General features: G+C 45.5%; 18 protein-coding genes, 1 tRNA gene and 1 pseudogene. 12 read left to right on the top strand and 8 right to left on the bottom strand.

The features are described from left to right. Positions 1 to 105: 105 nt before the first annotated feature. Together AB6E54_RS20715 and orn are read right to left on the bottom strand one after the other, a co-directional pair. Positions 106 to 181 (bottom strand) — tRNA-Gly (locus AB6E54_RS20715). A 180-nt stretch (positions 182 to 361) separates the two neighbouring features. After that, positions 362 to 907 carry an oligoribonuclease gene (orn, locus tag AB6E54_RS20710; RefSeq protein WP_010434065.1) on the bottom strand — a complete coding sequence of 182 codons (546 nt, stop codon included), beginning with the start codon at positions 905 to 907 and terminating at the stop codon, positions 362 to 364. A 150-nt stretch (positions 908 to 1,057) separates the two neighbouring features. Between orn and rsgA the strand changes: the two genes are divergently transcribed. The 4 genes from rsgA to AB6E54_RS20690 all read left to right on the top strand — a co-directional run bounded on the left by rsgA (position 1,058) and on the right by AB6E54_RS20690 (position 5,884). Next, a complete protein-coding gene (gene rsgA, locus AB6E54_RS20705; protein WP_017061306.1) occupies positions 1,058 to 2,113 on the top strand; it encodes a small ribosomal subunit biogenesis GTPase RsgA in 1,056 nt (351 codons plus the stop codon). Between the two features lie 125 nt (positions 2,114 to 2,238). Then, positions 2,239 to 3,159 carry an archaetidylserine decarboxylase gene (gene asd, locus AB6E54_RS20700; protein WP_017063172.1) on the top strand — a complete coding sequence of 307 codons (921 nt, stop codon included), beginning with the start codon at positions 2,239 to 2,241 and terminating at the stop codon, positions 3,157 to 3,159. 308 nt (positions 3,160 to 3,467) lie between these two features. Further along, positions 3,468 to 4,883, top strand: coding sequence for a DASS family sodium-coupled anion symporter (locus AB6E54_RS20695; RefSeq protein ID WP_017061303.1), 1,416 nt, complete (start codon positions 3,468 to 3,470; stop codon positions 4,881 to 4,883). A 113-nt stretch (positions 4,884 to 4,996) separates the two neighbouring features. Further along, a complete protein-coding gene (locus AB6E54_RS20690) occupies positions 4,997 to 5,884 on the top strand; it encodes a DMT family transporter (protein WP_017071213.1) in 888 nt (295 codons plus the stop codon). Positions 5,885 to 5,969: 85 nt separating this feature from the next. Here AB6E54_RS20690 and epmA read toward each other — a convergent pair whose 3' ends face one another. Further along, a complete protein-coding gene (gene epmA / locus AB6E54_RS20685) occupies positions 5,970 to 6,941 on the bottom strand; it encodes an elongation factor P--(R)-beta-lysine ligase (protein WP_017071212.1) in 972 nt (323 codons plus the stop codon). A gap of 451 nt (positions 6,942 to 7,392) precedes the next feature. On the opposite strand from epmA, the gene frdA reads away from it, so the two are divergent. The 4 genes from frdA to frdD are packed head-to-tail and all read left to right on the top strand — an operon-like array spanning position 7,393 to position 10,782. Beyond that, positions 7,393 to 9,234, top strand: coding sequence for a fumarate reductase (quinol) flavoprotein subunit (frdA, locus tag AB6E54_RS20680; RefSeq protein WP_372107331.1), 1,842 nt, complete (start codon positions 7,393 to 7,395; stop codon positions 9,232 to 9,234). Beyond that, positions 9,234 to 9,998: a succinate dehydrogenase/fumarate reductase iron-sulfur subunit gene (locus tag AB6E54_RS20675; RefSeq protein ID WP_009847917.1), complete on the top strand. Its 765-nt coding sequence runs from the start codon at positions 9,234 to 9,236 to the stop codon at positions 9,996 to 9,998. The genes frdA and AB6E54_RS20675 overlap by 1 nt, the downstream gene beginning before the upstream one ends. Before the next feature lies 1 nt (position 9,999). Further along, positions 10,000 to 10,383, top strand: coding sequence for a fumarate reductase subunit FrdC (gene frdC / locus AB6E54_RS20670; RefSeq protein WP_136977161.1), 384 nt, complete (start codon positions 10,000 to 10,002; stop codon positions 10,381 to 10,383). Positions 10,384 to 10,395: 12 nt separating this feature from the next. Then, on the top strand, positions 10,396 to 10,782 hold the full coding sequence (gene frdD / locus AB6E54_RS20665; RefSeq protein WP_017631313.1) for a fumarate reductase subunit FrdD: 387 nt from the start codon (positions 10,396 to 10,398) through the stop codon (positions 10,780 to 10,782). 302 nt (positions 10,783 to 11,084) lie between these two features. Here frdD and efp read toward each other — a convergent pair whose 3' ends face one another. Further along, a complete protein-coding gene (gene efp, locus AB6E54_RS20660) occupies positions 11,085 to 11,651 on the bottom strand; it encodes an elongation factor P (protein ID WP_017067165.1) in 567 nt (188 codons plus the stop codon). A 33-nt stretch (positions 11,652 to 11,684) separates the two neighbouring features. On the opposite strand from efp, the gene epmB reads away from it, so the two are divergent. Together epmB and AB6E54_RS20650 are read left to right on the top strand one after the other, a co-directional pair. After that, on the top strand, positions 11,685 to 12,707 hold the full coding sequence (epmB, locus tag AB6E54_RS20655) for an EF-P beta-lysylation protein EpmB (RefSeq protein WP_372107332.1): 1,023 nt from the start codon (positions 11,685 to 11,687) through the stop codon (positions 12,705 to 12,707). A 203-nt stretch (positions 12,708 to 12,910) separates the two neighbouring features. Next, positions 12,911 to 13,399, top strand: a complete 489-nt coding sequence (locus tag AB6E54_RS20650; protein ID WP_004733333.1) for an MgtC/SapB family protein — start codon at positions 12,911 to 12,913, stop codon at positions 13,397 to 13,399. A gap of 86 nt (positions 13,400 to 13,485) precedes the next feature. Here the strand turns inward: AB6E54_RS20650 and AB6E54_RS20645 are convergent. Beyond that, positions 13,486 to 14,963: pseudogene (locus tag AB6E54_RS20645) on the bottom strand (diguanylate cyclase). A 241-nt stretch (positions 14,964 to 15,204) separates the two neighbouring features. Next, entirely contained in the window at positions 15,205 to 15,762 is a 558-nt protein-coding gene (locus tag AB6E54_RS20640) for a VC2662 family protein (protein WP_017061293.1), read from the bottom strand. A 441-nt stretch (positions 15,763 to 16,203) separates the two neighbouring features. Here AB6E54_RS20640 and AB6E54_RS20635 point away from each other — a divergent pair, with 441 nt between their 5' ends. Next, positions 16,204 to 18,624, top strand: coding sequence for an ATP-binding protein (locus tag AB6E54_RS20635; RefSeq protein WP_372107334.1), 2,421 nt, complete (start codon positions 16,204 to 16,206; stop codon positions 18,622 to 18,624). Positions 18,625 to 18,776: 152 nt separating this feature from the next. Here the strand turns inward: AB6E54_RS20635 and groL are convergent, their stop codons facing one another. Next, the gene (groL, locus tag AB6E54_RS20630; RefSeq protein WP_372107336.1) at positions 18,777 to 20,423 is read right to left on the bottom strand and encodes a chaperonin GroEL; all 1,647 of its coding nucleotides are present in this window, start codon (positions 20,421 to 20,423) and stop codon (positions 18,777 to 18,779) included. Between the two features lie 206 nt (positions 20,424 to 20,629). Further along, the gene (locus AB6E54_RS20625) at positions 20,630 to 20,920 is read right to left on the bottom strand and encodes a co-chaperone GroES (protein WP_010433998.1); all 291 of its coding nucleotides are present in this window, start codon (positions 20,918 to 20,920) and stop codon (positions 20,630 to 20,632) included. A 218-nt stretch (positions 20,921 to 21,138) separates the two neighbouring features. Between AB6E54_RS20625 and AB6E54_RS20620 the strand changes: the two genes are divergently transcribed. Beyond that, positions 21,139 to 22,488 carry an MATE family efflux transporter gene (locus AB6E54_RS20620; RefSeq protein WP_372107337.1) on the top strand — a complete coding sequence of 450 codons (1,350 nt, stop codon included), beginning with the start codon at positions 21,139 to 21,141 and terminating at the stop codon, positions 22,486 to 22,488. Positions 22,489 to 22,556: the final 68 nt, after the last annotated feature.

The following is a 22,556-nucleotide window of genomic DNA, read 5'->3' as shown; positions in this document are numbered from 1 at the left end:
CGATGACCTCAACCTTGGCAAGGTTGCGCTCTACCAACTGAGCTAGTATCGCATTATAAAAGGTCTTTCACCTTTCGATTACCGCTTTCGCCGTAACCTACAAATTGGAGCGATACATCGGGTTCGAACCGATGACCTCAACCTTGGCAAGGTTGCGCTCTACCAACTGAGCTAGTATCGCAATCTGAAAACGTCTTTCTCCGTTCAGGGCTGCGAATTATAAGAGCATTTTTTTGTGATGCAAGTCCTTAATGCAAAATTACGAAACTTTTTACTCAACTGCTGTAAAAGCACACAGATTTGCAAAAAAAACGGCTCTTATGTCCCTGAAAAGTTAGATAAACGTGATCATTTTATTCGACTAGATGTTAATAATCGTTTTTCGGTAGTACTGCAGCTCGGCGATCGACTCTCGAATATCGTCTAACGCAAGGTGACTTCCCGACTTAGAAAAACCATCTAACACTTCAGGTTTCCAACGACGAGTCAGCTCTTTCAGAGTGCTTACGTCAACATAGCGGTAGTGGAAGTACTCTTCTAACTCTGGCATGTGCTTGTATAGGAAACGACGGTCTTGACCAATGCTGTTGCCACAAATTGGTGACTTACCTTTTGGTACCCATTTTTCAAGAAACTCAATGGTTTGTTGGATGGCATCTTGCTCTGAAACCGTGCTTTCTTGAATTCGCTTCACGAGGCCGCTGCCAGTGTGAGTCGTTGTACACCACTCGTCCATCTTGTCCAATTCACTCTGAGGTTGGTGAATAGCCAAAACAGGTCCTTCAGCCAGGATGTTAAGCTCACTATCAGTAACGATAGTAGCAATTTCAATGATTTTATGAGTTTCAGGATCAAGTCCTGTCATCTCTAGATCAACCCAAATAAGGTTCTGATCGCTAAAGGACATAAGGCGTCGCCTATTTGTTTATGTGTAAAAGAGGTACTATACCCAAATAACTATACTCAAACTAGCTTTAGGACCATCGAAATCACGTGGTACCAGCAACATCCTGTTTGAGTCCCCAATCATCAAGTTAGATGTGTTAAGTGAAAAATTGTGGCTAAAAAAAAGAAGTTAACCAAAGGTCAAGTACGTCGTGTACGTAGCAACCAGAACAAGCGACTCAAGAAAGAAGATTCTATCCAATGGGATGAGAACATGCTTGGCGGAACCAAAAGCGGACTCGTGATTACGCGCTTTGGCCAACATGCTGATATCGAAGATCTTGAAACTAACGAAGTTCATCGTTGTAACTTACGCCGTAGTATCGAGACTTTAGTTTCTGGTGACCGAGTGACTTGGCGCGCAGGCTTAGAATCAATGGCCGGTATTTCTGGCGTTGTGGAAGCGGTTGAGCCGAGAACTTCAATGCTGACTCGCCCTGATTACTACGATGGCCTAAAGCCAGTAGCTGCGAACGTCGACCAAATGGTTATCGTATCGGCTGTGCTACCAGAGCTATCACTTAATATTATCGACCGTTACCTAATTGCTTCAGAAACGGTAAACATCGCGCCGCTTGTTGTACTGAACAAGGTCGATCTACTGACTGATGAGCAGATTGCTGAATACCGTGAAACACTTAAAGAGTACGAGAAGATCGGCTATAAAGTGATGTTCGTGAGTAAAGAGTCTGGCTACGGCATCAAAGAGCTGGAAGCTGAACTCAAAGACCGTATCAACATCTTTGTTGGTCAATCGGGTGTGGGTAAATCAAGCCTAGTGAATGCATTAATGCCTACGCTAGACATTGAAGAAGGCGAAGTCTCTGAGAACTCAGGTCTTGGTCAGCACACAACCACGGCAGCTCGTTTATACCACTTCCCTTCTGGTGGTGATCTGATTGATTCACCAGGAGTGCGTGAATTCGGCCTATGGCACCTAGAGGCCGACGAAATCACTGAAGCCTTTATCGAGTTCAAGCCTTACCTTGGCGGTTGTAAGTTCCGTGACTGTAAACACATTGATGACCCAGGCTGCATCCTGCGCGAAGCGGTAGAAAACGGAAAGATCAGTCGATTACGTTTCGACAACTACCACCGCATCATTGAAAGCATGGCGAGTAACAAAGATAACCGTCAGTATTCACGCAACAAAAAAGCCGATCTCTAATCGCGTTTTTGTGAACAAATGTGTGCATTTACTGACAATTGGCGCGAATTTAAGTAACATCTCGCGCCCTAAACCGTCATCGACAGATTTAATTGAAAAACAATTAGCATTGGAAAATTAATACAATGGATAAGATTAAAGTTGGATTGCAGTACTGGATTCCACAACATGGATTAACTCGCCTAGTCGGCAAACTTGCGTCTGCTAAAGCGGGCGGCTTAACGACAGCGATCATCAACTGGTTCATCAAGCAATACAAAGTGAACATGGATGAAGCTCTGCATAGCGATCCAAAACACTTTAAAACATTCAATGAATTCTTCGTGCGTGAATTGAAAGAAGGCATGCGTCCCATCGCCGAAGGTGAATCTGTTATTGTTCACCCTGCAGATGCACGTGTGAGCCAATTTGGCCCAATTACTGACGGTCAACTGATTCAAGCGAAAGGCCATAACTACTCAGCTCGCGAGCTATTGGGTGGTGATGCTGCGCTAGCGGATGAATTTAAAGACGGTGAATTCGCAACGCTTTACCTGTCTCCAAGTGATTACCACCGCGTGCACATGCCATGCGACGGCACACTGCGCCAGATGATCTACGTTCCAGGTGACCTTTTCTCAGTTAACCCGTTAACGGCAGAAAACGTTCCAAACCTATTCGCACGTAATGAGCGTGTCGTTTGTATCTTCGATACGGAATTTGGCCCAATGGCACAAGTGCTGGTTGGCGCAACGATCGTAGGTAGCATCGAGCAAGTATGGGCAGGTACCATCACCCCACCTCGTGGTAACTCGGTTTACAAATGGGATTACCCTGCACAAGGTGACAAAGCAATCATCTTGAAGAAAGGCGAAGAGATGGGCCGCTTTAAGCTTGGTTCAACCGTTATCAACCTGTTCGCTAAAGATGCGATCAAGTTTGACGACACTATGCAAAATGGCGAGAAAACGGTTCTTGGTACACCTTTCGCGCACATTGCTGGCAAAGAAGCGCAAGCAAATGACGATGTTGTTACCGATTCTGCTGAGAACACTGACCAAGCTTAACAATTTGAGTTAACTCATTTAAGCTTTCAAGGCGCGTTACTTTTTCTATTTCAGAGAAGAACGCGCCTTTTTCTTAACTCTACCGATTCATTTGCTACTCAAGCTCTAACAACTCAATCTTTCAAACCCTGCCCAGCCACCTGCTGCTTCTCACTCTTGTCTCTAATTGCCCAGATAAAAGATTGACCAAAAACAAAACAACTGTCGAAACCTTAAACAACTTTTTGATTTTCCAACCCGTCTCCAAGTACCAGAAATCCAGATAACTTACTCTATTTGAAGATATTTTATTTATAGGGTCTTTGTACATGCCTAAACTCAATGTTGGCGTTCTGGTCAAGCTGTTGATTTGTTTTGCGATTCCCTTAGGCGTGTTATTCATGCCGATAGATTCAATACCAATCGATGATCTCACGCTGATTCAACACCGCCTGTTGGCGATATTCTTATTAGCAGCCCTGCTGTGGGTGCTTGAACCTGTTCCGGTATTCGCCACTTCCATTTTGATCATTGCGCTTGAACTGGTGATGATATCTGACAAAGGTTTACACCTATTTAGAAATCCACCAGCGGGGCACGATCTCGGTGAGTTAATCAAATATACCGACATCTTCGGTGCATTTTCGTCACCGATCATCATCCTTTTCATGGGTGGTTTTGCTCTTGCGATATCCGCATCCAAGTATGAACTCGATAACAACCTAGCTCGAGTGCTACTTAAACCATTTGGTACAGAACCGCGCTTCATTATGCTCGGCTTAATGCTGATCACCGCCGTGTTCTCAATGTTCATGTCAAATACCGCAACGACGGTAATGATGCTTGCGCTGCTCGGCCCTATCGTCGCATCTGCACCAAAAGGCGATATGGGTATCAAAGCGCTCGTGTTGTGTATTCCAATTGCTGCCAATACTGGCGGTATCGCAACCCCAATCGGTACACCGCCCAATGCCATCGCGCTGCAATACCTAACGGGTGAAAATACCATCGACTTCCTCAGCTGGATGATGATGGGCTTACCCTTTGTGATCATCCAACTCACCATCGCTTGGTTTCTTCTACAAAAACTCTTCCCTTCTAAAGAAAGAAACATGGTGCTCAAGCTTGATGGACAATTTAGAAAGAGCTGGCGAGCGATTGTGGTTTACATCACCTTCGCTGCGACAATCTTATTGTGGATGACCACCAAACTGCACGGCATGAACACCTATGTCGTGTCTATCATTCCACTGGCTGTGTTTACGCTCACTGGCATCATGGGCAAAGAAGAGCTCAAGCTGATTAACTGGGATGTGTTGTGGCTGGTCGCAGGTGGTATTGCGATTGGTATTGGCTTAGATAAAACAGGCTTAGCCGCTGCACTCGCACACGCAATTGACTATGAATCGCTCTCACCTGCAGCTGTGGTACTGACATTGTCTATCGTGTGTTGGTTAATGGCGAACTTCATGTCAAACACTGCGACGGCCAACTTGCTGATGCCGATAGCCGCTGCAATTGGTGCTTCCATGGAAAGCCTAGTTGCGATTGGTGGTCTGCAAGGCTTGCTGGTTGTGGTCGCCTTCTCTGCGTCACTTGGCATGATTCTGCCCGTATCGACACCACCAAACTCACTGGCCTACTCGACCGGGCTTATCGAAAGCAAAGACATGGCGAAGATGGGCATCATCTTAGGTATTGTGGGCTTGCTGATGGTTTACCTCGCCCTGTTTATCATCACCTAGTACGTTAATCCCTACTAATGCCCTTCCAGATAGTAATCACGTCTTTGCTATCTGGAAGGTTTAGTGCATATTGAATCCCCCACTTCTACATTTTGACACGGACGTACACTTCAATGGGATTCGAATGGTTGGCTCTTGCTGCCGCTTTTCTTTGGGCTATCGCGAGCCTGATGTCAGTAAAGCCTGCTCAACACTTAGGTTCTTTCGCCTATAGCCGTTGGCGCATGGGTTGCACTGCTATCATCTTATCGAGCATGGCTTGGTTTACTGGTGGCTGGTCAACGGTCGAAGCAGACCTAGTCACGCCGATGATGCTGTCTGGGCTAATTGGCATCTTCATTGGTGATACCGCCCTATTTGCTTGTTTGAACAGAATGGGACCGCGCCAAGCAGGTTTGCTGTTCTCTTGTCACGCCGTGTTCTCGGCAATTCTTGGTTACTTCCTATTTAGCGAAAGCATGACTTCGGTGGAGCTGATTGGCTCGGCTTTGGTGTTCAGTGGCGTTTTAACCGCGATATTCTTTGGTCGTCGAGGACAAGCCAACAACCAACTCGAAACCATCAAGGGCACCGTGTGGATTGGTGTAGCTCTCGGAATCACAGCGGCTATCTGCCAAGCCTTGGGCGGTATTATTGCAAAACCCGTGATGCAAACCAGCATAGACCCTGTTGCCGCTTCAGCGATTCGTATGATTACCGCTTTTGTTGCTCACTCCGCATTTCGTCTAACTGGCGCTAAGCTCTCACGCGCAATCAACCCGATGAATGGTCAAATATTTGCGATTACCGCAGTGAACGGATTTTTAGCGATGGCGGTGGGAATGACGCTGATCTTGTATGCACTGCAAGAAGGAAATGTCGGCATGGTTGCTCTGTTGTCTTCAACCACACCTATCATGTTGTTACCAATACTTTGGCTGTACACCAAACAGAGACCAAATGCCTACGCTTGGATCGGTGCCATTGTTGCCGTAGTGGGTACTGGTATTCTAGTCAGCTAGCTAGTGAAGTTAATTGGCAGCTGATTGGAAACTGAGAGTGAATAGCTAATGACTATTCACTCTCAGTAAAAACAAAAGCAAAAAGTTAAGAACGTGGGAAAGGAAAAGCCGTCACGTCATCGATGTGGTCATAACCTAACGCCAGCATGATCAGACGATCAATACCTAAAGCAACACCCGCACAGTCTGGTAAGCCCGCTTTTAATGCCTCAATCAAGTGATGGTCAATCGGTTGAGGCGATAAGCCCATCTCAATACGTTTGGCATTGTCATCTTCAAAGCGCTTGAGCTGCTCTTGTGGTTTATCTAGCTCATGGAAGCCGTTTGCTAACTCGATGCCTTTGAAATACACCTCAAAGCGATCCGCCACTCGCGAATCCTCAGGATTAATCTTAGCCAATGCCGCTTGTGAAGCCGGAAAGTCATAAACAAACGCAGGGACTTGTTGGCCTATTTTGGCTTCAACCCCAATACTAAACAGCAACTGCAGCAAGGTATCACGATCTTCTTCAGGGTCAGCTATATCGCTGAGCCCAAGTTTTGCTGCGGCTTGCTTTAGCGTAGCCATCGAATCTTCCAGGGGACACACACCTAACACGTCAATAAAGGCTTGTTGGTAAGTCATTCGCTCTGCTGAGCCCGATTTAAGTACCTGCTGTAACAGCAAATCCATTTCATCCATCAGGTCATGGTGATCAAAGCCAACGCGATACCACTCCAACATGGTGAACTCAGGGTTGTGGTAACGGCCATTTTCTTCGTTACGGAAAGACTTACAAATTTGGTAAATACAGCCACTGCCCGCCGCTAATAGACGTTTCATATGAAACTCAGGGCTAGTCATAAAGAACAGAGGCTGACCGTGCGCATAACCCGGCCCTACGAATTCAGTTTTGAAAGTATGCAAATGCACGTCCGTCACCGTGGCGTGGCTCATCGCAGGCGTATCCACTTCCATCACGTTTCGCTCAGCAAAGAACTGACGAATTTGATTAAGGATATCAGCACGTTGCTTTAACTGTTTAATGGTTGCGGCCGGTTGCCATGTAGAGTGCATTATTGAGTTCCATATTACTGAATTCTAGGCGACGAAAATTACCACCTTTCATCGCTTTTGTAAGCTTCTATCTTTCTATTCGTGAAAGCAAAATGTTGTTTTAATGAAGCCAGAAAATTACGTTCTACAATACAATTATCAATACAGATTTCACATCAACATTGATAACAAAAATCATACTCAACAAGCCGTTAACACCCGTCCTGTGGGTTAATCGTTATCAACGATTCATTGCCGTGATTGCAGTCACATAACCTATAATTTCTATGCCTCCATATGCATTACCGACCTAAAAACCCAAATGCATCAACTTTTCGAATACCTTCCTCTCTTACACTGAACCTACCACTTAAGGCTTAGGGGTGCTAAATGGTTCCTACAATTTAGAACCTCCTAAATAGGCTTTTTATAATAACAAGCGGAATACTCCGCATCACACTGGAGAATAACTGTGAAGACAATTACCACAGATATCGCAGTCATCGGCGCAGGCGGCGCTGGTCTTCGTACAGCTATTGCTGCGGCTGAAGCTAATCCTGAACTGGAAGTAGCACTGATTTCTAAAGTTTACCCAATGCGTTCGCACACGGTAGCGGCAGAAGGCGGTTCAGCAGCAGTAATTAAAGACGAAGATAGCTTAGATAACCACTTCAACGATACTGTTGGTGGTGGCGACTGGCTATGTGAACAGGATGTTGTTGAATACTTTGTTGAAAACTCGACTCGCGAAATGATCCAAATGGAACAATGGGGCTGCCCATGGAGTCGTAAAGAAAACGGTGAAGTAAACGTACGCCGATTCGGCGGTATGAAGGTAGAGAGAACGTGGTTCGCAGCGGATAAAACCGGCTTCCACATGCTTCATACTCTGTTCCAGACTTCGATGAAGTACGACACAATCAAACGATTTGATGAGTACTTTGTGGTGGACCTTCTCGTAGAAAACCAGAGCGGCGTTGAAGATGGCGAAGTACAAGGCCTAATCGCGATTCACATGTCTGAAGGTGAACTTGTTACGATCAAAGCGAAATCTGTTGTGTTAGCAACCGGCGGCGCAGGTCGTGTTTACCACTGTAATACCAACGGCGGCATCGTAACTGGCGACGGTATGGCAATGGCTTATCGCCACGGTGTACCACTGCGTGATATGGAGTTCGTTCAATACCACCCAACAGGCCTACCGGGCACTGGCATCTTGATGACCGAAGGTTGTCGTGGTGAAGGCGGTATCATCGTCAACAAGAACGGCTACCGTTACCTGCAAGATTACGGCATGGGCCCTGAAACTCCAGTGGGCGAGCCGAAAAACAAATACATGGAACTGGGTCCTCGTGACAAAGTTTCTCAAGCATTCTGGCACGAGCAGCAGAAAGGCAACACCATCAAGCACCCACTTGGTGATGTCGTACACCTTGACCTTCGCCACCTTGGTGAAGAGTACCTGCAAGAGCGTCTTCCGTTCATCTGTGAGCTGGCAAAAGCGTACGTAAACGTAGACCCAGCAAAAGAGCCAATCCCAATTCGCCCAACCGTTCACTACACCATGGGTGGTATTGAAACTAACGGTACCTGTGAAACTCGCATTAAAGGCCTATTCGCCGTTGGTGAATGTGCTTCAGTTGGCCTACATGGCGCAAACCGCCTAGGTTCTAACTCTCTGGCTGAGTTCGTAGTATTTGGCCGCGTTGCTGGTGAAGAAGCGGTGAAACGCGCTGCTGAATTCAAAGGCTGGAACGAAGAGTCTATCGCTAAGCAAGTGAAAGCGGTTGAAGATCGCATCGCAGGTCTACTAAGCCAAGAAGGCGATGAGAACTGGGCTGATATCCGTACTGAAATGGGTCACACCATGGAAGCGGGTTGTGGTATCTACCGTCAAGAAGACTTGATGCAAAAGACCATCGACAAACTCACTGAACTGAAAGCTCGCTACAAGAAGATCAGCATTAAAGACAAAGGCAAAGTGTTCAACACTGACCTACTTTACGCTATCGAGGTGGGTTACGGCCTTGAAGTTGCAGAAGCGATGGTCCACTCAGCGATTCTTCGTAAAGAGTCTCGCGGTGCACACCAACGTCTAGACGACAACTGCACAGAACGTGATGACGTGAACTTCCTGAAACACTCTCTATCTTTCTACAACGAAGATGCAGCACCAACCATCGACTACAGCGGCGTTAAGATCACCAAATCTCAACCTAAAGCTCGTCTGTACGGTGAAGCTGCAGAGAAAGCCGCTGCCGCTGAAAAAGCAGCAGAAGAGAATGCTAAGAAGAGCGAAGAGGAGCAAGCATAATGTCAGCGAATCGAATCCAAAAAATTGAAATCCTGCGTTATGATCCTGAGCACGATGCAGAACCTCACTTTCAAACCTTTGAAGTTCCGTTTGATGAAACCATGTCAGTACTTGATGCGATCGGTTACATCAAAGACAACCTAGATAAAGACCTGTCTTACCGTTGGTCTTGTCGTATGGCGATTTGTGGTTCTTGCGGCATCATGGTTGATGGCGTGCCAAAACTGGCGTGTAAGAGCTTCTTACGTGACTACCCGAATGGCTTCAAGATTGAGCCTTTGGCTAACTTCCCAATCGAAAAAGATTTGATTGTCGACATGACGCCGTTCATCGAGCGCCTTGAAGCGATCAAGCCTTACATCATTGGTAACGACCGTAAGCCAGAAGACGGCACGAACATCCAAACTCCAGAGCAAATGGCGAAATACAAGCAGTTCGCTGGCTGCATCAACTGTGGTTTGTGTTACGCAGCATGTCCTCAGTTTGGTCTAAACCCTGAGTTCATCGGCCCTGCGGCACTTGCTCTTGCTCACCGCTACAACCTAGATAGCCGTGACAATGGTAAAGCTGAGCGCATGAAGCTTATCAATGGCGACAACGGCGCTTGGGGCTGTACGTTTGTAGGTTACTGTTCTGACGTTTGTCCGAAGAAAGTAGACCCAGCGGCTGCAGTAAACCAAGGCAAAGTTGAGTCTTCAATGGACTTCGTTATCTCGATGTTCAAGCCTGATGGATCGCAAGTAAAAACAGCAGAGGAGGCATAATATGAGCAATCGTAAGCCTTATGTTCGTGAGATGAAGAGAACGTGGTGGAGCAACCATCCGTTCTACCGCTTCTACATGCTACGTGAAGCGACTGTACTGCCTTTGATTTTATTCACTCTGTTCCTAACCTTCGGTTTGGGTGCACTAGTGAAAGGCCCTGAAGCTTGGGTGGGTTGGTTGAGCTTTATGGCGAACCCTATCGTCGTTGGTATCAACATCGTGGCACTGCTAGGCAGCTTGCTGCACGCTCAAACCTTCTTCAGCATGATGCCTCAAGTAATGCCAATCCGTCTTAAAGGCAAATTGGTTGATAAAAAAATCATCGTACTGACCCAGTGGGCAGCGGTGGCTTTTATTTCTTTAATCGTTCTTGTTGTGGTGTAAGGAGCTTTCGTTATGAACACAAATTACAAAGTAAAACCTGTTAACCACAACCCACAACGCTCTGATGAGCCAATCTGGTGGGGCCTATTTGGCGCTGGCGGTACTTGGTTTGCGATGATCACACCAATCACGGTTCTAGTGTTAGGTATCTTAGTGCCAATGGGCATCATCGATGCGGACGCAATGAGCTACGAGCGTGTGTCTGAATTCGCCACCAGCATTATCGGTGCGCTATTCATCATCGGTACGCTAGCACTGCCAATGTGGCATGCAATGCACCGTCTTCACCACGGCATGCACGACCTTAAGTTCCACGTCGGCGTTGCGGGTAAAGTGGGTTGCTACTTCTTCGCAGGCCTAATCAGCGCGTTGTCTGTTATTTTCATCTTTATGATCTAAAAGCAGATACGGGATTCGAGTAATCGAGTATCGAAGAGCTTAAGAGCAGAAAAACGAAAGCAGAGCTAGGTTATCCAGCTCTGCTTTTTTGTTATTTGTTGAATATCTTATCTCTCTGACTCGGCTCTGATCTTCCTGCTTTTCGTATCTCGCATCTCGTTCACACATATCTGCTCTTCCAGCTCTTCGTATCTCGCATCCCGCATCTCGCATCTCGCATCTCGCATCTCGTTTACGCGAATCTGATCTTGGGATACAAAAAAAGGCCGCCTAAGCGACCTTTTTCAGATACTTGAAGTCAATTACTTCACACGACCAACGTATTCGCCAGTACGAGTATCAACTTTAACAACTTCACCGATAGCGATGAATAGAGGTACGCGAACTACCGCGCCTGTTGCTAGAGTTGCAGGCTTACCGCCAGTACCTTGTGTGTCGCCTTTAAGGCCAGGATCGGTTTCTGTTACTGCGATCTCAACAAAGTTTGGTGGAGTTACTGTGATAGGGTTATCATTCCACAACGTTAGAGTACATACGTCGTTTTCAACTAACCATTTAGAAGTCTCGCCTACTGCTTTTGCATCAGCAGCGATTTGCTCGAATGTTTCGTTGTTCATGAAGTGGTAGAATTCGCCATCGCTGTATAGGTAGCCTAGTTCAACGTCTACAACGTCCGCTAGTTCTACTGTATCGCCTGACTTAAATGTTTTCTCTAACACTTTGCCTGACAGCAGTTTACGAAGTTTAACACGGTTAAACGCTTGGCCTTTACCTGGCTTAACGTATTCATTTTCGATAATTGAGCAAGGCTCGTTATCCATCATGAATTTTAAACCGCCTTTGAATTCATTGGTGCTTACTGACGCCATGATTTTCTCTTCCACATCTTTGAGTTAATTTCAATGCCGCATATCATAACCCGAAAAGTCGAATCTGTTGAGCAAAACTGGCTCAAACAACTATCGAATGCGATCTCTGACCCGACAAAACTGCTTGAGGCATTGGAAATAGACCCAACACCGTGGCAAGCAGGCTTCGCTGCTCGTGAATTATTTGCACTTCGGGTACCCCTTAGCTTTGTCGAACGAATGGAAAAAGGCAACCCACACGACCCTCTATTGCGTCAGGTGTTACCGCTAAACGAAGAGTTCGAGGTTCATCAAGGCTATTCCGCGGATCCATTGGAAGAGCAAGAAAACGCGATCCCGGGGTTACTGCACAAATATAAAAATCGTGCACTGATGATTGTAAAAGGAGGCTGCGCGATTAACTGCCGTTACTGCTTCCGCCGTCACTTCCCTTATCAAGATAACAAGGGCTCGAAGTCTGTTTGGCAAACCAGCCTCGACTATGTAGCCCAACATCCCGAGATAAACGAAGTTATCTTATCCGGTGGCGACCCGTTGATGGCAAAGGACAGTGAACTAGAATGGCTGATCAATGCCATCGAACGAATTCCGCATGTAAAAACCGTTCGAATTCATAGCCGATTACCGGTTGTGATCCCTGCTCGAGTGACAGATGAACTGTGCCAACTGTTAGCTCAAACTCGCCTCAATGTAGTCATGGTGAGCCATATTAACCATGCTAACGAAATTAACTTAGAGCTCAAACAAGCCTTCCACAAGCTTAAGTTAAGTGGTGCGACTCTGCTCAACCAAGGCGTGATGCTTAAAGGCGTAAATAACAGCGCTAACTCATTGAAAGAATTAAGCGAAAAGCTATTCGACGTCGGTATTTTACCTTACTATATGCATGTACTTGATAAGGTTCAGGGCGCAGCGCACTTCTATATTTCAGATGAAGAGGCGAAGCATCACTTTAAAGGATTAATCTCTGAGGTTTCTGGCTACCTCGTACCTAAGTTAACTCGTGAAATTGGCGGCCGCACTAGTAAGACACCACTCGACCTACATATTGAATAACTCTATCTAGAGCAATGGTCGCTTCTTATCGTATTGAGTACCAAGAAGCGACAGAGACCACGACACCAGCCTTCACCTTAACAACAAGCGGCTGCTAGGTTTTAAGTAATCTTTATCAATCGTTAAGACAAAAAGTTTTTGTTCGATCGTCCGGTCTATTATTAGCATACTCGGCTCTATTCTAAATTTTTAGGAGGGGTGATATGTCACAATTTATAGAACAAACTCTCAACCTTGCCCCCTTTAGCTGGGCAGGCCTCGCTGCATGCATGCTGTGTGGTTCTTTAATCGGAATCGAAAGGCAAACACGCGGTAAACCCGTCGGAATCCGAACGTCGATTCTGATCATCAGTGGTACCTATTTCTTCCTCACCATGGCGATCAGCCTATCCCCCAACACACTCGATCAAGCTCGTGTGCTTGGTCAGATAATTACGGGTGTTGGATTTCTTGGGGCTGGTGTAATGATGACACTGGATGGCAAGATTCATGGCGTGACTTCAGCCGCAATTATCTGGGTACTCGCAGCATTAGGTATGATGATCGCACTAGGGCATCTTTCCCAATCGGTCATTATCACGCTAATGGCGCTAGTGATTCTGCTTGGTGTCGATAAAGTGGAAAACAGCTTCCAAAGCTTACGTCGTGGCGTTCACCAAAAGTGGATGCGAAAAGGTCGCGTGAAGAAATAGCGCAGCACTTGATAGCCTTAGTGGTAATGCCAATGATACAAAGAAGCCTAGTCAAACGACTAGGCTTCGCATTATTTTGGGAGAACTTAATACACCTGAATGCACACCTGATTCTTACCCGCAGCCTTTGCCTTATAGAGCTGCTCATCAGACGAACGAATACTCTGGTTTTCCCACAAGTGCCCTACGCTGTCGAACTTATACAAAGAGTAAAGCGTCGCGCCACCAGACACTGAGATACTAATCTTGTCACCCGTAGGGCATCGATAACTCTGTAGGCTAATGTCGTTTTGAATTCGCTCAAAGATCGATGAAAGCAACTCAGACGATTCACCCGTAATCGCGACAACAAACTCTTCGCCACCAAATCGAGCCACGATATCTTGCTGTCTAACGCTGTTCAGCATCAACCGAGCAACATGGCAAATCACCTCGTCCCCCACTTTATGGCCATGCTGATCATTAACGACTTTGAAATCATCGATATCAAACACGCCAACACCAATAATCGGCTGTTCATCCTGAGCCAGTAATCGAGCTTCAAAGCCACGTCGATTCAGTAAGCCCGTTAATGGATCGCGCATTGCTAGGTCATTCAAACGCTGGTGTTCTTGTCTTGTATAAAAACGCCATAGCCATAAAACCGAGAGCAAATACAAAACCAACAGTATCGAAAGCTGAATCTTCTCCATCGCCAATACATGCAGAAAGTGCTCGATCTTATCTTCTTCAATACTCAGATATAACTGGGTGTTAATGTCATCAACATACAGAGGCTTGGAATAGGTAAAGTCCATAAACCCGTACTTGTTTGCGCCTCGAGTACTGGTGACTTTATAACCATGGGTAGGGTTCGATACGAGGTTAGAGACATAGCCATCGACACCCAATACCCCTTTAAACTCGCCATTAACGTAGATCCCTTTGGTTAAGGTCACCACTTTCTTACCTGTTAAGTAATCATCGTATTGGCCGGTATACACTACCTGATCTTGGCCTTGAGCTAAGCCAAAGCGAATCGTATTAATCCAATATGGTCGGCTATTTACGACAGAGTCAAACGTATCGCCTTTCATATATTGGGCAATATCGGAGGGGGAAGAGATAATAAACTTCTCTTTCGAAATGAAGTAAATCGCAGAGATGGTCTCTATGGTATTGGCAAATAAGCCATGGTCGGCGCGATAAACAGGCGCTTCCCCGCCTCGGTATAAAGGTCCGATTTCGGGTCGCACATCTCGCGAGGGCCAGAGAACATAAAGTCAAAGCGAGGGGCATGCTGCTCTTCACTGGTGAAATAGCACGTTTCATCTTCGATCTTTTTCTCATGCGAGAATACGTAGGTGTCACCATGCAGTGGGTAGAGCGCAGTGATGTTGTACTCAAGCGCATTAATGATCTGTGTGAGCTCCGCTAAAGAGCGTGTCACGCCTTGGTTTTCGATTCCATACTGTTTATCTGATTCTTCCGCTGAATCAACGAGCAACAAGCTCAAAACTACTAAAAAACTGGCGGTAAGGCCTAAGAAAGCCTTTTTAAAATCGACGGTATGGGGATTAATCAAAGCATATAAATCATCGTTGGGAATTTATCGCACATTGTACTTATAAGTAAAAATACTGCAATAGCAAATATAAAACAGAATGCTTATTGAGTCATTTGAGATATGTGAGTTAGGAATGGAATGGAAAGCAATGACGCCTAAGCTCAAGGGCTTAGGCGTTAATAGGTTTAAACATTGAAAGCTTTAAGCCTTACTAAAAAAGCAACTCGCCAATAGGGAGTTGAAAGGCTAAACGACCGCTTTATTTAGCAAAGTTTACAATCGGGAAGCACGGGAAGAAACCGTTGTCAGCACAGTTGATCAGACCAACTTGTACGCCTTCGATTTTGTTGGTTTTGTTGAAGATACCAACCTGAACCGTAGACACTTCTGAAAGGTTCGCAGCGCCAACATCAACCATAGTGTTACCTTCTGAGTAGTTGACGAAACTCACGTTCGCGCCTTTCACATCATTAGTAATGTTCACAGCACCAAGGTTAACACCCGTTGTTTTACCCGTGTTCCAGTTGAAGAAACCTAGAGATGCACCGGTCATTTCTTGGTTCACTTTTGATGCACCCAAAATACCCAGGTTCACACCTGTGGTCGTTTGCGTCTCAGACATACCAACAACAGCAAGATCAAGACCTTTAAGGTCGTTCACTTGTCCGTGAAGTAAAGCCAAGCGCACACCGCCAACAGCATCTGAGTCAGGTGCGTTGAAGCCATTGATCGTTGAAAACATAACAGGCGAAGAGGCAAATGCCGCCGGTGCCATTACTGCTGCAGACACAGCAAGTACTGAAAGTAGTTTTTTCATTGGGGAGTCTCCACTGACTTATTGTTCACTTGATTAATCCATTTTTAATCAAGCATTTATTGTCCTTTATTCAACAGCTACCCATGTTAAATCAATGTAATAACTGTACTGTTGAATATAAGCCGCTAAATCATAAAGAGCAATGGTTAAGAGCAGATGCGGGATTCGAGTGAACGAGATGCGAAAAGCAAAAAAAACAGAGACCGAAACCTCCGCTCTAACGCTTATTATTCCAAACAAAAATCTAGGCGAGAAAATCAACATGTTTCACAAGCTTATAGCCCACACACTTATTGCCGCATCTAAAGCGATGTCATCCTAAAAAATTTATTGATAAAAGCTCAACAGACCTCAGGTATTCAAAAACTAATGTTCGTAAAATTCTGAAAATAAACTAAATTCTAATATAGGAATAGAACGATATGAAACAGTGGGAATATCATGATTAAGGAACCTACGAATAAACAGACCATTAAAGCGATTATTTCGCGTGGTTTTTTGGCTATCGTGTTATTTTTAGGCCTCTATATCTATGTTAGCCATGCTCTGAAGAACAAAGAGCAGGACATGATTAATCTCCAGCTCAGTCTTTCTGAAGCTTATAGCGTTATGCTCTCTGTCAGACGACAAGAGCAGCAGTTTGTTTCCACAAGGCAACCAGAGATTCAAGAACAACTCAATATAAAGCGAAGTCAGCTGATCGAAAAGCTGACTGAGATCGATGGGAAAATCGTACGAAGCGACCTCAATATTTCTTTTAATTATGCCAAAGTTGTCGAGTATCTCGACGAGTACCACACCGCCTTTACATTATTAGCCCTTGAGTTAGTCAGCATACATGGCAAGAGGGACCAAATTGGGCTCATTGAGAAACTAAAAAATGCAGCGTTGACACTTGAGCGCTTCGTACATGAATCCAATAATGTGCAGCTTGAAGAATTGACTTTAGAAACACAAGATCTCATGTATCAGTTCTTTACCGATTTTGATCAGACAACATTAGATAAGATTGTCGATTCATTGTTCAAAATCCAAGATGAAATAGAACAGAATTCCCGAACGATCAGTGCATTAGCTTCGTTTAATAATTTTAAACGCCACTTTTGGCGATTGCAGCGAGGGTTAAAGAGTGTCGGGTACAGCTCTGATAGCGGCCTCAAAGGAGAACTCACCAGCAGTATTTATCATGTTGAAGATGAGCTCAACTTACTTTTCACCGAAACACCCAAGCAGATCGCAGAGAGCCTGACGCAGATAAAGTCGTACAGCTACTTATCGACAGCCGCATTAGGAGGGGTGACGTTACTGGTGCTGCTTTATGTTGTGTGGCGTGCCAGTCAACTTGAAACTCAATTGATTGTTTCACAAGAGAAAGCACGACAAGCAAACCGCGCAAAAAGTGCCTTTCTTGCCAATATGTCTCATGAGATACGGACACCGCTTAATGGCGTGATTGGTATGTCAGAAATACTGGCAGAAACCAAACTATCCGCAGAACAGAAAGACTGCCTTGGGACTATCTATACCTCTTCTCAAACCTTACTTATGTTGATCAACGATGTTCTCGATCTGTCCAAAATTGAATCGGGTAAACTGGAAATTAATCCACATACGACAGACTTAAGAGAGCTGCTGTTTGATAGCGTGACTCTGATTTCTTCTAAAGCTTATCAAAAGCAGATTAAGTTGGAAGTTGAAATTGATGGCGAGCTCCCAGAGTACATTCATGTTGATGGGAATAAAATTCGCCAAGTGTTGATGAATTTAGCCTCAAATGCGATCAAATTTACAGAACAAGGCTCTATCGTATTCACCGCTAAACGGCTTCCATCATTGGAAACAGAGTGTGTGGTCGAGTTTTCTGTTCGAGATACGGGTATTGGTATCGCAGCAGACCAACAAGAGCACATTTTCAAAGCGTTTTGCCAAGAAGATACCAACATCACCTCCAATATTGCGGGGACCGGATTAGGGCTTAGTATTTCGTCACGTATGGTGGAAATGATGGGAGGCTCGATAAACGTTGAGTCAGAGAAAGACGTGGGCAGTTGCTTTCATTTCCAATTAACCGTAGTGCCATCAGATCATTCTGAACATAAAAATCGTAAACAAACCGTTGTCTATTATTCAGATGCGCCATCGAAACTTTTACTCGATGACTTGTTCCGCCTTGGTTACTCACCACAACTAAAATCAATCGAAACAAACTTGGCGGCAACTGACCTCCCAGAGATCGCTTTGATGGAAGATATTAACCAAGCCAAAACACTGCATCGCTTAGCACCAGAGGTGAAAATCATCATAGTGAAAGATAATCTTAGTGATCCTATGAGTGAGTGTCATTTTATCTCAGGCTATGTGACTCTTCCTATGCTCGGTTCCCGCTTAAGTAGCATGTTGAACTCCGTGCTTGAAAGGTCACAGCCACAACCCCCTCAACATCAACCTGAGCCGATAGAAGCGACTGTACGTCAAAAAGTCCTCGTAGTTGAAGATAACCGCGTAAATCAGAAGGTGGTATGTATCAATTTAGATAAGTTAGGGATTGAATATTGGGTTGCCAATGATGGACAAGAAGCGATTGATTTATATAAAGAGCATCATCAAGACATCGGCCTTATCTTGATGGACTGCATGATGCCGAATGTAGATGGCTTTGAGGCAACAGAGCGAATCAGGCGCTATGAAGAAAACCTGCAACTTCAGGCAACACATATCCTCGCTTTAACGGCATCCGTGCTCGATGATGATATTAAACGTTGCTTCGAGTGTGGAATGAACGATTATCTTCCAAAACCATTTAAGCGTGACATGATGCTGCAAAAAATTGATGAACAACAGTTTACGCACAAGGCAGGCTGACCAAGGAGCTTTGGAAAAAAGGGTGATGGTGAAGCTGAAATACAGATACGGGATGCGAATAAATAAGGCTTAAGAGCAAAAAAACGGAGACCGAAGTCTCCGTTTTCTAAAGCTTATGTGTGACTTTCTCTGCTATAGAGAAAGGGGGATGATTACATCATGCCGCCCATGCCACCCATACCGCCCATGCCACCCATATCAGGCATTGCAGGGCCAGAATCTTGTGGCTTATCAGTGATCATCGCTTCTGTTGTGATCATAAGACCAGCAACTGACGCTGCGAACTGAAGTGCAGAGCGAGTTACCTTAGTTGGATCTAGGATACCCATTGCAATCATGTCGCCGTATTCGCCAGTCGCCGCGTTGTAACCGTAGTTACCTTCGCCAGCACGAACGTTGTTAGCAACCACTGATTCTTCATCACCAGCGTTCTTCGTGATTTGACGGATAGGCGCTTCCATTGCACGTAGTGCAACACGGATACCGACGTTTTGCTCTTCGTTGTCACCTTCAAGGCCAGCAACTTTAGATGCAGCGCGGATAAGTGCAACACCACCACCAGCAACCACACCCTCTTCAACTGCAGCGCGAGTTGCATGAAGTGCATCTTCTACGCGGTCTTTCTTCTCTTTCATCTCAACTTCAGTTGCAGCGCCTACTTTGATTACTGCAACACCGCCAGCTAGCTTAGCTACGCGCTCTTGAAGTTTCTCTTTGTCGTAGTCAGACGTTGCATCTTCGATTTGTTGACGGATTTGAGAAACACGACCTTGGATCATTGTTTCTTCGCCCGCGCCATCGATGATGGTTGAGTTTTCTTTAGTGATAGTTACACGCTTAGCTTGACCTAGGTCTTCTAGCGTTACTTTCTCTAGGTCTAGGCCGATCTCTTCAGAGATAACCGTACCGCCAGTTAGGATAGCGATGTCTTGCAGCATAGACTTACGACGGTCACCGAAACCAGGCGCTTTAACAGCAGCCACTTTAACGATGCCACGCATGTTGTTCACAACTAGAGTTGCAAGCGCTTCGCCTTCTACATCTTCAGCGATGATAAGAAGTGGACGAGATGCTTTTGCTACAGCTTCTAGAGTCGGAAGAAGCTCACGAATGTTCGAAATTTTCTTGTCGATAAGAAGAATGAATGGGCTTTCTAGATCAACAGAACCCGCTTCTTGGTTGTTGATGAAGTAAGGAGATAGGTAACCACGGTCGAACTGCATACCTTCAACTACGTCTAGCTCGTCTTGTAGAGCCTGACCTTCTTCAACCGTGATTACGCCATCACGACCTACTTTTTCCATCGCTTCAGCAATGATGTTACCTACTGTCGAATCAGAGTTCGCAGAGATAGTACCTACTTGCGCGATAGCTTTTGTATCTGCACATGGAACAGAAAGGCCTTTTAGCTCTTCAACTGCAGCGATAACTGCTTTGTCGATACCGCGCTTAAGATCCATTGGATTCATGCCAGCAGCAACGGCTTTTAAGCCTTCAGTGATGATTGCTTGAGCAAGAACTGTTGCTGTTGTTGTTCCGTCGCCCGCTGCGTCATTCGCTTGCGAAGCCACTTCTTTAACCATTTGCGCGCCCATGTTTTGGAACTTGTCTTCAAGTTCGATTTCACGTGCAACTGAAACACCATCTTTAGTGATCGTTGGTGCGCCAAATGATTTGTCTAGAACAACGTTACGGCCTTTAGGACCTAGCGTTACTTTTACTGCGTCAGCCAGAACGTTTACACCTTCTAGCATTTTAATACGTGCGTCATTACCAAATTTAACGTCTTTAGCAGCCATCTTAATTTCCTTTCAAATTCTTTGTTTCGGGGCGTCTCAGCGTTATCGCGTCATTCTGAACAGTGAGGGACGAACGTGATTCAGAATCTACTCAAATCGCACTCTGTTTAGATTCCAGATAATTCGTTCCTCATTTCTGGAATGACGATATGAATCATCCAATACTGGCTCTGATAACTTTTACTGAGAGTTAAATGAAAAATAGATTACTCGACGATCGCCATGATGTCGTTTTCAGACATAATCAGAACTTCTTTGCCGTCGATTTTTTCAGTTTTCGTGCCGTAACCTTCAGCAAAGATAACGGTATCGCCAACTTTTACGTCCAACGGTTGCACTGAACCGTTTTCTAGAATGCGGCCTTTGCCGACAGCTAGAATGATACCGCGAGTCGATTTTTCTGCGGCAGAACCAGTTAGAACGATGCCACCAGCAGATTTAGATTCAACTTCTTGGCGCTCAACGATAACTCGGTCATGTAGAGGACGGATATTCATCGGTCTTATCTCCTGATAATTTCCATTTAAATTTTGATAGTTGCCACGATTAGCGTGGGTCAAACAATATGTTGGGGACAATGTGATGAATCCCAAGGGGGGAACGGAAAAATTGTGAGCTAAAGTGCAGATTCTCACCCCTCATCTTTCCCTGCTTTTCGTTTACTCGTATCCCGCATCTGTTTATCCTACGCTTTTGGTTTCTATCGGCGTTTTGCATGCAAGATAAGCACGGGCTATTAACTGCCCCAATTGAGAGTACATTGCGTACCATGACCATACCGACCATATTCGGTATGGTGGCGATCTTGATGTTTAACTTGGTCGATACCTTCTTTATCTCACTGCTCGGCACACAAGCACTTGCAGCAGTGAGCTTTACCTTTCCAGTTACCTTTGCGATTAACTGCATCACCATGGGGATTGGCATTGGCTTATCGACATGTATCGGTCGATTGCTTGGCCAAGGCAGCGCACAAAATGCAGCACGCTTTACCTGTCATGGCTTATTGCTGGCTCTGCTTCTGGTCGGCTGCGCGTCTACATTAGGTATTATCGCCTTAGAACCTATGTTTACCCTGCTAGGAGCAAAGCAAGAGTTGTTGCCGCTGATATCGGAATACATGTCGGTGTGGTATCTCGCGATCCCATTTTTGGTCATCCCCATGGCAGGCAACAGCGCCATTCGTGCCAGCGGCGATACTAAAACACCCGCCAAGATTATGCTACTGGCTGGCCTTATCAATGGCGTTTTAGATCCGCTACTCATCTTCGGGTATGGGCCTTTTCCTGAACTGGGGATTCAAGGTGCTGCCATCGCCAGTGGTTTCAGTTGGTTTGGTGCTTTGTGTGGCTCACTCTACGTATTGATGGTGCGAGAAAAACTGCTTGCGCCGCCTAAGCTGACAAACATCGTCAGTGACTGGCGACAGATCTTAAAAATAGGCACCCCAGCGGCTTTGTCTAACGCTCTGAACCCACTTGCTGGCGCTATCATCATGATGATGCTGGCCAAACAAGGGACTGAAGCCGTGGCGGCGTATGGCGCAGCGCAACGTATCGAGTCCATTCTTATCATTGTGTTGATGTCTCTTACTTCGGCGCTTACGCCTTTCATGGCGCAGAACTTTGGCGCAAACAACCCACAACGCAGTTTTAAGGCACTGTTTCTGAGTATGCGTTTTGCTGTGATGTTCCAAGGTTTGATTTTCTTAATGATGGTGCCGTTGAGCATTCCTTTGGCTGCCCTGTTCTCTCAAGAAGAATCCGTCCGAGGCATATTGTGGCATTACCTGTTAGTCGTGCCCTTTAGCTATGGATTCCAAGGCATTGTGATGATGCTGATCAGTGGGATGAATGCCATGCATCAACCACTCAAAGCCTTTCAATGGAGCTTCATGCGTTTGTTTGTCTTTACCTTGCCATTCGCTTGGATAGGCAGCCAAATTGATGGTGTCGAAGGGCTGTTTATAGGCTTAGCCTTGGGGAACATTGTCGGCGGTATTTCAGGGTACTTGTTTGCGCTTCGTGTAAGGGGTAAAGCAGATGCGGGATGCGAAAAGATATAAGAGCAGATACGAGATGCGAGTAACCGTGATGCGAAAAGATTTAAGAGCTTAAGAGCAGTTACGAGATT

The sequence above is a fragment of the Vibrio sp. 10N.247.311.49 genome (assembly GCF_041467655.1).
GTDB lineage: Bacteria > Pseudomonadota > Gammaproteobacteria > Enterobacterales > Vibrionaceae > Vibrio > Vibrio crassostreae_C.
The sequence above is the reverse complement of the archived record's forward strand: the minus strand, read 5'-3'. Positions and strand labels throughout refer to the sequence as shown.

Excerpts from the sequence above, each read along its gene's own strand:
- asd (WP_017063172.1), top strand. The coding sequence starts at position 2,239 with ATGGATAAGATTAAAGTTGGATTGCAGTACTGGATTCCACAACATGGA.
- AB6E54_RS20675 (WP_009847917.1), top strand. The coding sequence starts at position 9,234 with ATGTCAGCGAATCGAATCCAAAAAATTGAAATCCTGCGTTATGATCCT.
- efp (WP_017067165.1), bottom strand. The coding sequence starts at position 11,651 with ATGGCGTCAGTAAGCACCAATGAATTCAAAGGCGGTTTAAAATTCATG.
- AB6E54_RS20690 (WP_017071213.1), top strand. The coding sequence starts at position 4,997 with ATGGGATTCGAATGGTTGGCTCTTGCTGCCGCTTTTCTTTGGGCTATC.
- frdD (WP_017631313.1), top strand. The coding sequence starts at position 10,396 with ATGAACACAAATTACAAAGTAAAACCTGTTAACCACAACCCACAACGC.
- groL (WP_372107336.1), bottom strand. The coding sequence starts at position 20,423 with ATGGCTGCTAAAGACGTTAAATTTGGTAATGACGCACGTATTAAAATG.
- epmA (WP_017071212.1), bottom strand. The coding sequence starts at position 6,941 with ATGCACTCTACATGGCAACCGGCCGCAACCATTAAACAGTTAAAGCAA.
- AB6E54_RS20625 (WP_010433998.1), bottom strand. The coding sequence starts at position 20,920 with ATGAATATCCGTCCTCTACATGACCGAGTTATCGTTGAGCGCCAAGAA.
- AB6E54_RS20620 (WP_372107337.1), top strand. The coding sequence starts at position 21,139 with ATGCAAGATAAGCACGGGCTATTAACTGCCCCAATTGAGAGTACATTG.
- AB6E54_RS20635 (WP_372107334.1), top strand. The coding sequence starts at position 16,204 with ATGATTAAGGAACCTACGAATAAACAGACCATTAAAGCGATTATTTCG.
- orn (WP_010434065.1), bottom strand. The coding sequence starts at position 907 with ATGTCCTTTAGCGATCAGAACCTTATTTGGGTTGATCTAGAGATGACA.
- AB6E54_RS20640 (WP_017061293.1), bottom strand. The coding sequence starts at position 15,762 with ATGAAAAAACTACTTTCAGTACTTGCTGTGTCTGCAGCAGTAATGGCA.
- AB6E54_RS20695 (WP_017061303.1), top strand. The coding sequence starts at position 3,468 with ATGCCTAAACTCAATGTTGGCGTTCTGGTCAAGCTGTTGATTTGTTTT.
- epmB (WP_372107332.1), top strand. The coding sequence starts at position 11,685 with ATGCCGCATATCATAACCCGAAAAGTCGAATCTGTTGAGCAAAACTGG.
- frdC (WP_136977161.1), top strand. The coding sequence starts at position 10,000 with ATGAGCAATCGTAAGCCTTATGTTCGTGAGATGAAGAGAACGTGGTGG.
- AB6E54_RS20650 (WP_004733333.1), top strand. The coding sequence starts at position 12,911 with ATGTCACAATTTATAGAACAAACTCTCAACCTTGCCCCCTTTAGCTGG.